Genomic DNA, 12,223 nt, shown 5'->3' on the forward strand with positions numbered 1-12,223 from the left:
TTGTTTCTACGCTGCTCATGTATCTAAATGCATACATTCCGCTGCTCGAAACTGCGCCGCCTCGAACTTCTTGGTCCTTTTTATCCTCCTTTTTGAACACGCACTGTAAGTAAATATTCTGACGAGAAATATAAAAATATTGGTGAATTTAGAAGGATAATTACGATAAACGTAGAAATATTAGTATTATAACTGGATTTATGGGTTGATAATAGAAAGAGAATCTAGAAACAGTCTTTGCACAGGTGCTGATTGATGGTATCATAATACAGGAATGGTTAGAGTGATTGTGGAGGTGTCGTGGGTGTCTGAATCCAGCGGAACAACGGAGATCATGATTCGCTTGCCGCAACAGTTAATTGCGGAATTGGACGGATATGCTGAATTGGAAAATGTAAATCGTAATGAATTTATTTATCGCGCTACAAAGATGTATCTTCGTGAGCGAAGACGACGCCAAATTGTAGAAACAATGCGGCGTGGTTACATGGAAATGGCAAAAATCAATTTGGCAATTGCTTCCGAAGCCATTCAGGCAGAGTATGAAGCGGAAAATACAGTCGAACGTCTTGTAAGCGGGGGCTAGTATTTTGAGTGTAAAGCGTGGTGATGTGTATTTCGCCGACTTGTCACCAGTAGTCGGTTCAGAACAAGGCGGAGTGCGTCCTGTATTAGTGTTGCAAAATGATATTGGGAATCGTTTTAGTCCTACCGTCATCATTGCGGCTATAACAGCGCAAATTCAAAAAGCCAAATTGCCCACACATGTGGAAATTGATGCCGAAAAGTATGGTTTTGAAAGAAATTCAGTCCTACTGCTTGAACAAATTAGAACGGTTGATAAACAACGTCTAACAGATAAAATAACTCATTTAGACGAAGAAATGATGGAAAAAGTGGATGAAGCCTTACAAATAAGTTTGGGACTCATCGATTTTTAAGGCGCTTTATTGTTGAAAAACAAAAGCGCCTTTTTTTCTGCTTAGGAATTTATAAAATCCTAGCTTGTGGATAAGTTGCTTATGTCGCGGTTGACATCCAGCTCCAGCGCCCAGCGACTAGCAAACTTTCGGTGCCTTCCTACGATAAGTCAACATCAGCTCGCCTTTCAGGCTCATTGTGTTTCCTTTATCTCGTCAGGCCCCTAAAAAGTTTGTACGTCGCTAAACAGGCGCTTGCGCTTTTGTTCGTTAACTAGGGGAAACACAACTTTTTTCCTGTTCTCTCTTATAAGTTGTCTTAGTATTTGAGTTTTTAAACAAGCCATTGTTAGAATAAAATTAGTGTTCAAAAAGCCCAAGATAGTGTATGAGGAGGAAAAAAGTTCAATGAAGAGAGAAATTGTCCGTTATGTACAAAATTATGGGGAAAACATTGTAGAAGAGTGGATGGATGAAATGCGAGAACGGGGGGATTCTCGTTCATTCAATACGATTTCCAATAATGTATTCTATAATACTAGTAAAGAATTTCTAGATGTCGTTGTTTCCAGTATTGTGGATTCAGACGAGACTTATCATGAAAAGGTAAAAGATTTTGCGGAAAGCATTATCAAATTAGGTTGGCCTCTCACTTATTTAACAACAGGGATCCGAATATATCAGAGTATTATCTTTGAAAAAATGGTGACCGAGAATGAACTTACAAAGGAGCAAATGAAAAAGTTGGTTCTTGACCTTGACTCCTGGCTCTCTCCTTTGCAAGATCAAATGATTAATATCTATTCAGACACTTGGGAGAAAACGATTACGATGCAAAAGGTCGCGTTGCAAGAGCTATCTGCGCCTTTAATTCCAGTATTTGAAAAAATCTCGATTATGCCGCTTGTCGGAACAATTGATACAGAACGTGCTCGATTAATTATGGAAAATTTATTAAGTGGTGTCGTAAAACATCGCTCAGAAGTTGTTTTGATTGATATTACTGGTGTACCTGTTGTGGACACCATGGTGGCCCATCATATTATCCAGGCAGCAGAGGCCGTTCGATTAGTAGGTTCGAAATGCATGCTTGTGGGAATTCGCCCGGAAATCGCTCAAACGATTGTGAATTTAGGTATTGATCTAAACCATATTACAACCAAGAGTACCTTGCGAAAAGGGATTGCACAGGCTCTTGCATATACCAACAGGGAAATCGTCGTAATGGAGGGTGCAGATTGAGAATACCAATATTAAAATTAGGCAAATATTTACTTGTTTCGATTCAGTGGGAACTTGATGATCAGACGGCTTTACAATTTCAAGAAGACTTACTACAAATGATTCATCAGACAAATGCCGGTGGCGTCGTGATTGACATTACATCGATTGATTTTATCGATTCCTTTATTGCAAAGGTATTAGGCGACGTCATTGAAATGTCTAAATTAATGGGAGCAAAGGTTGTTATTACAGGTATCCAACCACCAGTGGCGATTACGCTACTTGAACTTGGCATTCGTTTGGATGATGTCATGACAGCGATTGATCTGGAAAATGGTTTGGACAAATTACAACAGGAACTGGGGGAGTAGCCTATGGAGCTGCAGTCCTGCGTTAAAATATTAAATGAATGGGACATAGTAGCAGTTCGCCAATTAGGCAGAAATGTGGCAAAAGAGCTTGGGTTTGGGACAGTTGACCAGGCAAGAATCACGACTGCGATCAGCGAATTGGCAAGAAATATATTCTTGTATGCAGGTCAGGGCGAAGTATGCATAGATAAATTTTATGAAAATGGAAAAAGTGGTGTGAAAATCACCGCCAAAGATCAAGGGCCGGGTATAGCGGATATACGTAGAGTAATGGAAGATGGCTATACGACATCAGGAGGGCTAGGAGCTGGTCTCCCTGGTGTGAAGCGGCTAATGGATGAATTCGACATTCACTCCAAAGTTGGAGAAGGCACTGAAATCACTACGGTGAAATGGCTCCGGTAGGTAGGAGGGTTTATCGGCATGGGGTTTAGAGAAACATTGGAAGATAAATATCGAGATATTTTGAGTAAATATTTAGAGGACAAAAACGAACAGGCATTGTATCAAGGGCAGAAATTAAGCAGAAAACTAATTGAGCATCATATTGGTCCAGAGGAAATTATCAGCTTACATAAGTTTGTAATCGTGGAAAATGGTTACCGAGAAGATAATATCTTACATTCCTTTGATATTTTGCTAGAAGTGATGATGGGTTACGGTCTTGCTTACAGAGAGCATCAAAGTTTGCGGTCAGAGCAACTAGCCTTAAAAAGTGAAATTGAAGTAGCTGCTAAAATGCAGCAAACTTTATTGCGTACGGTAAAACCCCAAATCGATGGATTGGATATTGGCGTGATTAGTGTACCAGCAAGACAAATGAACGGAGATTATTACCATTTTATTAAAGATGAACATCAATGTCTTGGCGTGGCGATTGCGGATGTGATTGGTAAAGGAATCCCAGCCGCATTATCCATGTCCATGATTAAATACGGAATGGACAGTTTTCCGGAAGGGCAAAAAAGTCCTAAAGATATATTAGAAAGCTTGAACAGAGTTGTAGAACAAAATGTGGATCCAAGTATGTTCATTACCATGTGTTACGGTGTATACGACCCAAAATCTCATTATTTTACCTACGCTTCGGCAGGACATGAACCAGGTTTTTTTTATATGTCTACCCAACAGAAGTTTCAAGATTTAGAGGCAAAAGGATTATTACTTGGAATCGACAAAAGAACGAAATATAAAGAGTTCGGGCATCAGCTCGAAGTTGGAGATATGGTCATTCTCCTCTCAGATGGTGTCTCAGAATGTCGCACACAAGAGGGATTTATTGAGCGAGAGGATTTAATGGCGATGATCTATGATTATATACATATGTCAGCTCAAGAAATCGTCACAAATATTTATAAGGACTTAGAAAGACTGCAAGATTTTGAACTAAGAGACGATTTTACGCTTATTATTTTAAGAAGAGTGGATTAACAAGGTTTTATTTTTTGAAAAACAGGGTAGAAGGAATACCAGAACCTTTTGAGGGGTGGATGGATAGTGAATATTTCAATAGATATGAAAGAAACAGAAGCAGGAATCAAAGCGAAACTAGCTGGCGAAATAGATGCATATACAGCTCCAAAGGTACGTGATGAACTTCTACAGCATGCAGAGCAATCTGGGATAAAAATAGTTGTCGATCTATCAGATGTAAATTATATGGATAGTACAGGCTTAGGCGTATTTGTGGGGTTGTTTAAGACATTAAAAGAGCATAATGGTGAACTTGTTTTAAAAGGGATGTCAGATCGTTTAAAACGACTGTTTGATATTACTGGGTTAGCTATGGTGATGGATGTCAATACCGAGGTAGAAGGTGGAGTTTAAAGTGAAAAAAGCATTTGACTACATTGAGATGAAGATTCCTGCAAAGCCAGAATATGTAGGTGTAATCCGGCTCACTTTATCAGGAATTGCTAGCAGAATCGGTTTTACATATGATGCGATCGATGATTTGAAAGTAGCTGTAAGTGAGGCCATTACAAATGCTGTTCAACATGCGTATCGGCAAAAAGAGGGCGGAGAAATTGTGGTTGGGTTTGCTCTCTATGAAGACAAACTTGAAACAATGGTTGCTGATTCTGGAAAAAGCTTCGACCTAGAAAAAATTCGCAGGGAAATTGGCCCCTATACAAGTGGAGGAAATGCCAAATTTCTTCGTGAAGGAGGCTTAGGACTTTATTTGATCGAAAGCTTGATGGACGAGGTGAAAATACATCAGAATGAAGGTGTAACAGTCTTTATGACAAAATTCCTTGAGGGAGAGCAGGTGGAGAGTGATGTTAAAACAATCTCAACCTGACCATGAAGGAAATCAAGTGAATGAATGGATCAAGGCGTATCAAGAGCATCAAGATGAAGAAGCTCAAAATCAATTAGTACTCCATTACTATAAATTGGTGGAATCCATTGCCCGCAAGTATTCCAAAGGAAAATCCTTTCATGAAGATATTGTTCAAGTGGGTGTTATTGGATTGCTTGGAGCCATTCGTCGCTATGACGAGAGTTACGGAAAAACGTTTGAAGCTTTTGCCATTCCTACCATTATTGGCGAGATAAAACGTTTTTTAAGAGACAAGACATGGAGTGTTCATGTACCAAGGCGTATAAAAGAACTGGGACCTAAAATTAAAGCGACTGCGGAAGAGTTAACGAGGGAACTCCAACGTTCACCAAAAATACCGGAAATTGCTCGTTACTTGGAAGTATCGGAAGAAGAAGTATTGGAAGCAATGGAAATGGGGAAAAGCTATCAAGCCTTATCTGTGGATCACTCGATTGAAGCAGATGCAGATGGTAGTACCGTCACTTTGTTGGATATTGTAGGGAGTATTGATGATGGTTATGAAAAAGTGAATCAAAAAATTGTTTTGGAAGAAGCTCTACATGTTTTATCGGATAGGGAAAGGAAAATTATCCAATATACCTACTTAGAAAATAAAAGTCAGAAAGAAGCTGGAGAGATGTTAAATATTTCCCAAATGCATGTATCCCGCCTGCAAAGAAAAGCCATAAAAAAATTGAGAGAAGCCATTTTTGAAAACAATACGAATAAGGAGAAATCTTCTCCATGATCCATTTGGACAACCGTCACTTAGAAGTCCACGCGTTTCAAACGGCAAAAGACAGTAATCCATATTGTGGTGATGCTTTTTATTTAGATGTGAAAGAAGATTATTTTGTTTGTGTTTTAGCCGATGGCTTGGGGAGCGGTCAATTTGCCTATGAATCGGCCAAGGCGGTTACTTCCGTTGTAGAATCGAATTCAGAAGAAAGCGTCGCGACCTTAATGGATTATAGCAATAAAGTTTTGTTGCGAAAGCGTGGAGCAGCTGTAGGGATTTTAAAAGTTGATTTTCGTAAACGCGAGTTCGAATATAGTTGTGTCGGCAATATTCGCTTTTACGTTTATACACCAGCAGGTAAATTAATTTATCCTTTACCAGTGACAGGTTACCTCTCCGGCAGACCCCAGAAGTTTCATACTCATAAATATTCCTATGAAGAGCAATCGAATTTCCTTCTTCATTCTGATGGCTTCATTAATGTGAAAACGCGTGAATTACTCGGAGGAAATCATTCCGTTTGGACGATGACAGATCAGTTAAAAGCGAAACAAGTCAATACAACAGACGATATGTCCTTCGTCGTCGGCACCCTACTCTAAGAGTAGGGATTTTGCTGTGTGAATAGATAAAAGGAACTAGGTTCTGAAACCTAGAGACAGCAAGGAAGGGGTTCGTTATACTAGTGTACAGATATTCCGACAAAAATCTCAAAATGATTACAATTGGAAAAAAATCTTGCTTTTAACCAGAATTTAGTCCAAATTATAGAATGAGTATTGTTAGATTAGTAAAGGAAGTGGTAGGAAATGATGGAATGGATGTTAGCCATTTTACTAGGAGTGGCCGTCGTACTCCTTATTCTATCGTTTGTCAAAGCACGACAGGAATCATCAAAAGTAGAGCGGGAAGTGGATCAGCTTTCTCTTACATTGACAGATGAATTGTATAAACTTCAAGAAAAAATTCGATTTCTTGAAATTGATGGTGAGATTAATGCACAGGAATTAGGTATCCCAACGAGCTCTTCTGAGAAGCGAAATTTGCTACGAGAGGCGATTGATCTTCAGAAGCGGGGTTATTCTTTAGAAAATATTGCAGCACGAAAAGGTCTTCCCAAAGAAGAAATGGAACAGTTACTCGCTCCTTATATGGGTAAGGAAGGGGAGAAAAGCAAATAATGTCAGCAAAATCAATGCGTAGCTTTGCTTTCGGCCTTATGATTGCTGCATGTTTGTGTGCGATTGCCTATTACTCTACCAAGGACCAATCAACTGCTAAAGAGGTGGAGAAACCCTCGGTAGAAGAAATGAGGAATGCGTTAATTTCGGAAGGGTATGTGATCCATACCGAAGAGGAGTGGCGCGAACAACTTGCTGCAACTGAAAAGGCAAAGACAAAGGAAAAAGAAGATAAAGTCGAAGAAGAGCCAAAAGAAGCTGTGAAAGAAAAAATCGTCTATCGCACTACAATTACCGTTACTAAAGGGATGACAAGTATCGATGTAGGAAAGGCGTTAAAAAGTGCCAATATTATTAAAGACCCCATGGATTTTGTGAATGAAGTGGAAAAACAGGGCCTAGCGAACAAATTAAAACCTGGTTCCTATGAGGTCGATAGTAATATGAAACTAAAGGATGCCATTTCCGTTATTTTTAAATAGGGGATAAAAAACTAGAGTAGGTGCTCTAGTTTTTTTTATCGATTTTACTAAAATAATAGAATTTAATTGAAATGTAAACTTAGTAAATCGGTGATTTTTCAGTATGGGTGAGGTTTTCTTAATTCATAAGATATTGTGATAAAATAGATGTTAGTAAAAGAGAAATGAGGGACAAGTGTGATACAAGTTGAACAAAGTGTTGATTTACATGGAAAAATTGCCAAGGAACTCAATTTATCGAAAAAACAAGTATCCAGTGTCATTGAACTTTTAGAAGAAGGAAATACGGTTCCATTTATTGCGCGGTATCGAAAAGAAATGACCGGTGCTTTAGATGAGGTACAGATCAAAGGGATTTTAGATGGATGGACGTATCTGCAAAATTTAGAGCAGCGTAAAACAGATGTCATTCGCTTAATTGAGGAACAAGGAAAATTAACAGAGGATTTAAAGGTAGCTATTTTAAAAGCAGATCAGCTACAAATTGTTGAAGATTTATACCGTCCTTATAAACAAAAGCGACGTACTCGTGCAGCGGTTGCGAAAGAGAAAGGGTTAGAACCGTTTGCGGAATGGATCATGAAATTTCCGGTAAGCGGAAGCGTGGAAGAAGAGGCAGAGAAATATATTTCCGAGGAAAAGGAAGTAGCCGATGTTGCTGCCGCCATTCAAGGGGCACAAGACATTATTGCGGAACAGGTTTCAGACGATGCGGCCATTCGCCAATGGATTCGGAAGGAATTTTTTCACTCAGGTATGATCACATCTGTAGGGAAAAACATCGATCAGGATGAGAAAAAGGTCTTTGAAAACTATTATGACTATGAAGAGCCTGTGAAAAGAATTGTTCCCCATCGGACACTTGCGTTAAATAGAGGAGAAAAGGAAGAAATCTTAAAGGTTTCCATTAAAATGAACTCAGAAAAGATCCTTCCATATATAGAGAGAAGGCTGATTAAAAAAGCGGATTCCATTGCTACTTCGGTTGTTATGGAAGCTATTGAAGATGGGTACAAACGATTAATTGAACCAGCCATCGAACGAGAGGTTCGCAATGAATTGACCGAAAAGGCAGAAGCACAGGCCATTCATATTTTCTCGGAAAACTTACGAAATCTGCTTCTACAACCTCCTCTTAAAGGAAAAATGGTATTGGGTGTGGACCCTGCCTATCGTACAGGCTGTAAATTGGCGGTTGTTGACGAAACAGGAAAATTGCTACATATTGATGTCATCTATCCTCATCCGCCAAAAGCAAAACGTACGGAGGCAAAAGCGAAGATGATTCAGGTATTGAATCAATATCAAATTGAAGTCATTGCGATCGGAAATGGAACGGCATCACGAGAAACCGAACAATTTACAGCGGATATTCTAAAAGAAATGAAAGCCAATCTGGCTTATGTGATTGTCAATGAAGCCGGGGCGAGTGTTTATTCAGCCTCCGCCTTAGCAAGAGAAGAATTCCCAGATCTTCAAGTGGAAGAAAGAAGTGCTGCTTCGATTGCAAGAAGACTGCAAGATCCTTTGGCCGAGCTTGTGAAGATTGATCCAAAATCAGTTGGGGTCGGTCAATACCAGCACGATGTCTCGCAAAAGAAATTAAACGAATCATTAACCTTTGTTGTCGAAACAGCGGTGAACCAAGTCGGCGTGAATGTCAATACAGCTTCCCCTTCCCTTTTACAATATGTGTCAGGGCTTAGTAAAACAGTCGCCAATAACATTGTGAAGTACCGGGAGGAGAATGGGAAGTTTACAGGACGGAAACAGTTGAAAGAAATCCCACGTTTAGGGGCGAAGACGTATGAACAAGCGATCGGCTTTTTACGTATCCTTGATGGAAAAGAACCATTAGATGTGACCCCCATTCATCCCGAAAACTACGACGAGGTGAAGAGTTTGCTTAAACAACTCGGATTCACCACAAAGAATATAGGGAGTAAAGAATTGGTCGATGCACTAAAAAATCTAGACCAAGAAAAGATGGCGGCAGAATTAGGGCTTGGTGTTTTAACATTACGAGATATCATAGAGGCGTTAATGAAACCAGGCCGCGACTTACGAGATGAGCTTCCGAAGCCATTATTGAAGAAGGATTTATTAAAATTAGAGGATTTAAAACCTGGTATGGAAATGCAAGGTACAGTACGAAATGTAGTGGACTTTGGTGCGTTCGTCGATGTCGGAGTAAAGGAAGATGGGCTTGTGCATATCTCCAAATTAAGCAAGCAATTTGTGAAACATCCTTTAGATGTTGTCTCACTCGGAGATATTGTCACAGTGTGGGTTGAAAAAGTGGATGTACAGAAAGGAAGGCTTTCACTAACCATGCTTCCTCCCGGAGAATGAACAAAAGGAAACACCGCAGGTTCGCAGGATGCGAGTAAGAACGGCGTGTTGGGCTTTAGCCGTTCATCCTTAGAAACAGGTGCTTTCGCTACGCTTATTTACAGTGTTTCCTTCTATAAAAGTGCCAGCACTGATTTAATAATTTGATTTGATAGAGATTTTTTTCGAAAAAAGCCTTTTGCATTTGATTTAAAAACCAGCTCGGCATTCAAAAAACCTCCTATATTCGTTTGTTCTTATTGTATGATGAAAAAGCGTTGTGGTTCCGATGTAATTCGTAGGAGGGAGTTAGGTGACAAATGAAGAACTTCAACTTTTAGTTGAACAAATATCAGAACAGTATTTCAATAAGCCGTTTCGCCATACCGCTGTTTTTAATGGTCGTTTACGTACAACTGGGGGGCGTTACTTGCTTGCCTCCCATAATATAGAAATCAATCGTAAATATTTTGAAGAACATGGCTTATCGGAATTAGAAGGCATTATTAAGCATGAACTATGCCATTACCATTTGCATATTGAGGGAAGAGGCTATCAGCATCGAGATCAAGATTTTAAAAAGTTAATGAAGAGAGTAGGTGCCCCCCGTCATTGCACTCCATTACAAATCGAGAAAAGAACAAGAGGAATGATCTATAAATATCAATGTCAGGATTGTTCCCAGACATATGAAAGAAAGCGCAGAGTGAATACCGATCGTTTTGTATGTGGAAAATGCAAGGGGAAATTGATAAAAATCGAAGTATAAAAGAAGTATGGGTCAAAGGATAAATCTGTGCTTCTTTTGGCTCTAGACGATATAATCCACCTTTTTTGTTAGAACATAGTATTTTCCTTTCGGTTAGAATAGCGATCAAAATTGTCAGAAGTAACTAATATGGCGGCGATATTTTGCAAAAGTCCCCATAGCAGTTACTTCCAGGTTTTTAAAATTTTTTCAAGGTACTATTGACATTATTCTATTCGCTCTGTATACTCATAAGAGTCATTTATTCCGCAGTAGCTCAGTGGTAGAGCTATCGGCTGTTAACCGATCGGTCGTAGGTTCGAATCCTACCTGCGGAGTCTAGCAAGCTGGCTCTTCCGTAAATAGCTGATGACATTTATGGAAGAGCACCTAATTTTACAGATGCTAGTTCATATAGTGGAGAAGTACTCAAGTGGCTGAAGAGGTGCCCCTGCTAAGGGTATAGGTCGCGTAAGCGGCGCGAGGGTTCAAATCCCTCCTTCTCCGCCATTCAATTTCATTGGCCCCTTGGTCAAGCGGTTAAGACACCGCCCTTTCACGGCGGTAACACGGGTTCGAATCCCGTAGGGGTCACTTCTTTCTTGTGTTTACTAGTTGGAATTCACTATCTTTTGAGTTCTAATATGGAAAAAATTAATTGCTAATTGACAAAAAATGTGTTAGGATAATATCCTTCGAATTTGATGGGCTATAGCCAAGTGGTAAGGCAACGGACTTTGACTCCGTCATTCGTTGGTTCGAATCCAGCTAGCCCAGCCATTTGATTGATTTTCTTACAACTGAAAAAAACTTCGCGTCTAAATAAAAAACTTGACTTTTAAAGATGTTTTTGATATGATATTTCTTGTCGCTTCATTAAGCGGTAGTGGCGGAATGGCAGACGCGCTAGGTTGAGGGCCTAGTGGGTGAATAACCCGTGGAGGTTCAAGTCCTCTCTACCGCACCACAAATTCCTATTATATGCGCCCGTAGCTCAATTGGATAGAGCGTTTGACTACGGATCAAGAGGTTAGGGGTTCGACTCCTCTCGGGCGCGCCATTTAAATGCGGGTGTAGTTTAGTGGTAAAACTACAGCCTTCCAAGCTGTTGTCGTGGGTTCGATTCCCATCACCCGCTCCAAAAAAAGTTCTTGACAGTTAAAACTTTAAATGATATACTAATAAAGTTGTTGTTAAGGAAGTTTGATCTTTGAAAACTGAACGAAACGAACGTCAATAAATAATGGATAAATGGTTTTGAACCATTGCCAGCAATTGAGAAGGAAAACAAACTTCTTTCATTATATGAGAGTTTGATCCTGGCTCAGGACGAACGCTGGCGGCGTGCCTAATACATGCAAGTCGAGCGAATCTAAAGGGAGCTTGCTCCCGGAAGATTAGCGGCGGACGGGTGAGTAACACGTGGGCAACCTACCTGTAAGTCTGGGATAACTTCGGGAAACCGGAGCTAATACCGGATAATTTCTTTCTTCGCATGAAGAAAGGTTGAAAGACGGCTTTGCTGTCACTTACAGATGGGCCCGCGGCGCATTAGTTAGTTGGTGAGGTAACGGCTCACCAAGACCACGATGCGTAGCCGACCTGAGAGGGTGATCGGCCACACTGGGACTGAGACACGGCCCAGACTCCTACGGGAGGCAGCAGTAGGGAATCTTCCGCAATGGACGAAAGTCTGACGGAGCAACGCCGCGTGAGTGAAGAAGGTCTTCGGATCGTAAAACTCTGTTATCAGGGAAGAACAAGTACCGGAGTCACTGCCGGTACCTTGACGGTACCTGACCAGAAAGCCACGGCTAACTACGTGCCAGCAGCCGCGGTAATACGTAGGTGGCAAGCGTTGTCCGGAATTATTGGGCGTAAAGCGCGCGCAGGCGGTTCTT

General features: G+C 40.4%; 15 protein-coding genes, 7 tRNA genes and 1 rRNA gene. 22 read left to right on the forward strand and 1 reads right to left on the reverse strand.

All coding sequences use genetic code 11. The annotated features are described in order from the left end of the window. The first annotated feature begins 304 nt into the window (after window positions 1-304). The 13 genes from KI363_RS06565 (at window position 305) to KI363_RS06625 (ending at window position 9,595) form a co-directional block, all read left to right on the forward strand. A complete protein-coding gene (locus KI363_RS06565; protein WP_057981999.1) occupies window positions 305-586 on the forward strand; it encodes a CopG family ribbon-helix-helix protein in 282 nt (93 codons plus the stop codon). A 4-nt stretch (window positions 587-590) separates the two neighbouring features. Beyond that, window positions 591-941, forward strand: a complete 351-nt coding sequence (locus KI363_RS06570) for a type II toxin-antitoxin system PemK/MazF family toxin (RefSeq protein ID WP_158321186.1) — start codon at window positions 591-593, stop codon at window positions 939-941. A 387-nt stretch (window positions 942-1,328) separates the two neighbouring features. Beyond that, window positions 1,329-2,162, forward strand: coding sequence for an RsbT co-antagonist protein RsbRA (rsbRA, locus tag KI363_RS06575; RefSeq protein ID WP_212965885.1), 834 nt, complete (start codon window positions 1,329-1,331; stop codon window positions 2,160-2,162). After that, complete coding sequence (locus tag KI363_RS06580) at window positions 2,159-2,515, forward strand: STAS domain-containing protein (protein WP_158321188.1); 357 nt, start codon at window positions 2,159-2,161, stop codon at window positions 2,513-2,515. The genes rsbRA and KI363_RS06580 overlap by 4 nt, the downstream gene beginning before the upstream one ends. Before the next feature lie 3 nt (window positions 2,516-2,518). After that, window positions 2,519-2,920: an anti-sigma regulatory factor gene (locus KI363_RS06585; protein WP_158321189.1), complete on the forward strand. Its 402-nt coding sequence runs from the start codon at window positions 2,519-2,521 to the stop codon at window positions 2,918-2,920. Between the two features lie 18 nt (window positions 2,921-2,938). Further along, window positions 2,939-3,946, forward strand: a complete 1,008-nt coding sequence (locus KI363_RS06590) for a PP2C family protein-serine/threonine phosphatase (RefSeq protein WP_212965886.1) — start codon at window positions 2,939-2,941, stop codon at window positions 3,944-3,946. Window positions 3,947-4,012: 66 nt separating this feature from the next. After that, complete coding sequence (locus KI363_RS06595; RefSeq protein ID WP_158321191.1) at window positions 4,013-4,342, forward strand: anti-sigma factor antagonist; 330 nt, start codon at window positions 4,013-4,015, stop codon at window positions 4,340-4,342. Between the two features lies 1 nt (window position 4,343). After that, window positions 4,344-4,817, forward strand: a complete 474-nt coding sequence (gene rsbW / locus KI363_RS06600; RefSeq protein ID WP_158321192.1) for an anti-sigma B factor RsbW — start codon at window positions 4,344-4,346, stop codon at window positions 4,815-4,817. Then, complete coding sequence (sigB, locus tag KI363_RS06605; protein WP_158321193.1) at window positions 4,795-5,589, forward strand: RNA polymerase sigma factor SigB; 795 nt, start codon at window positions 4,795-4,797, stop codon at window positions 5,587-5,589. Before rsbW ends, sigB begins: the two co-directional genes overlap by 23 nt. Next, window positions 5,586-6,182 (forward strand): PP2C family serine/threonine-protein phosphatase, encoded by a 597-nt coding sequence (locus KI363_RS06610; protein ID WP_158321194.1) that lies wholly within the window; start codon window positions 5,586-5,588, stop codon window positions 6,180-6,182. The genes sigB and KI363_RS06610 overlap by 4 nt, the downstream gene beginning before the upstream one ends. A gap of 207 nt (window positions 6,183-6,389) precedes the next feature. Continuing rightward, window positions 6,390-6,761 (forward strand): hypothetical protein, encoded by a 372-nt coding sequence (locus KI363_RS06615; protein ID WP_158321195.1) that lies wholly within the window; start codon window positions 6,390-6,392, stop codon window positions 6,759-6,761. Continuing rightward, window positions 6,761-7,243 carry a hypothetical protein gene (locus KI363_RS06620; RefSeq protein WP_212965887.1) on the forward strand — a complete coding sequence of 161 codons (483 nt, stop codon included), beginning with the start codon at window positions 6,761-6,763 and terminating at the stop codon, window positions 7,241-7,243. Before KI363_RS06615 ends, KI363_RS06620 begins: the two co-directional genes overlap by 1 nt. A 177-nt stretch (window positions 7,244-7,420) precedes the next feature. After that, a complete protein-coding gene (locus KI363_RS06625) occupies window positions 7,421-9,595 on the forward strand; it encodes a Tex family protein (protein WP_246516789.1) in 2,175 nt (724 codons plus the stop codon). A 94-nt stretch (window positions 9,596-9,689) separates the two neighbouring features. Here the strand turns inward: KI363_RS06625 and cmpA are convergent, their stop codons facing one another. Then, window positions 9,690-9,803 (reverse strand): cortex morphogenetic protein CmpA, encoded by a 114-nt coding sequence (gene cmpA, locus KI363_RS06630; protein WP_158321198.1) that lies wholly within the window; start codon window positions 9,801-9,803, stop codon window positions 9,690-9,692. 84 nt (window positions 9,804-9,887) lie between these two features. Here cmpA and KI363_RS06635 point away from each other — a divergent pair, with 84 nt between their 5' ends. From KI363_RS06635 to KI363_RS06675, 9 genes are all read left to right on the forward strand, one after another. Further along, window positions 9,888-10,343: a SprT family protein gene (locus tag KI363_RS06635; protein WP_212965888.1), complete on the forward strand. Its 456-nt coding sequence runs from the start codon at window positions 9,888-9,890 to the stop codon at window positions 10,341-10,343. A gap of 245 nt (window positions 10,344-10,588) precedes the next feature. After that, window positions 10,589-10,660, forward strand: a tRNA-Asn gene (locus tag KI363_RS06640). An 81-nt stretch (window positions 10,661-10,741) separates the two neighbouring features. Beyond that, a tRNA-Ser gene (locus KI363_RS06645) sits at window positions 10,742-10,832 on the forward strand. Between the two features lie 12 nt (window positions 10,833-10,844). Beyond that, window positions 10,845-10,916 (forward strand) — tRNA-Glu (locus tag KI363_RS06650). A 111-nt stretch (window positions 10,917-11,027) separates the two neighbouring features. After that, window positions 11,028-11,102, forward strand: a tRNA-Gln gene (locus KI363_RS06655). Window positions 11,103-11,202: 100 nt separating this feature from the next. After that, a tRNA-Leu gene (locus tag KI363_RS06660) sits at window positions 11,203-11,289 on the forward strand. Between the two features lie 16 nt (window positions 11,290-11,305). Next, window positions 11,306-11,382, forward strand: a tRNA-Arg gene (locus tag KI363_RS06665). 7 nt (window positions 11,383-11,389) lie between these two features. Beyond that, a tRNA-Gly gene (locus tag KI363_RS06670) sits at window positions 11,390-11,463 on the forward strand. Between the two features lie 160 nt (window positions 11,464-11,623). Further along, window positions 11,624-12,223 (forward strand): 16S ribosomal RNA (locus KI363_RS06675); the annotation flags it as partial.

The sequence above is a fragment of the Lederbergia ruris genome (assembly GCF_018332955.1).
GTDB lineage: Bacteria > Bacillota > Bacilli > Bacillales > Bacillaceae_C > Lederbergia > Lederbergia ruris.

Excerpts from the sequence above, each read along its gene's own strand:
- rsbRA (WP_212965885.1), top strand. The coding sequence starts at position 1,329 with ATGAAGAGAGAAATTGTCCGTTATGTACAAAATTATGGGGAAAACATT.
- KI363_RS06585 (WP_158321189.1), top strand. The coding sequence starts at position 2,519 with ATGGAGCTGCAGTCCTGCGTTAAAATATTAAATGAATGGGACATAGTA.
- KI363_RS06590 (WP_212965886.1), top strand. The coding sequence starts at position 2,939 with ATGGGGTTTAGAGAAACATTGGAAGATAAATATCGAGATATTTTGAGT.
- sigB (WP_158321193.1), top strand. The coding sequence starts at position 4,795 with ATGTTAAAACAATCTCAACCTGACCATGAAGGAAATCAAGTGAATGAA.
- KI363_RS06610 (WP_158321194.1), top strand. The coding sequence starts at position 5,586 with ATGATCCATTTGGACAACCGTCACTTAGAAGTCCACGCGTTTCAAACG.
- KI363_RS06615 (WP_158321195.1), top strand. The coding sequence starts at position 6,390 with ATGATGGAATGGATGTTAGCCATTTTACTAGGAGTGGCCGTCGTACTC.
- KI363_RS06620 (WP_212965887.1), top strand. The coding sequence starts at position 6,761 with ATGTCAGCAAAATCAATGCGTAGCTTTGCTTTCGGCCTTATGATTGCT.
- cmpA (WP_158321198.1), bottom strand. The coding sequence starts at position 9,803 with ATGCCGAGCTGGTTTTTAAATCAAATGCAAAAGGCTTTTTTCGAAAAA.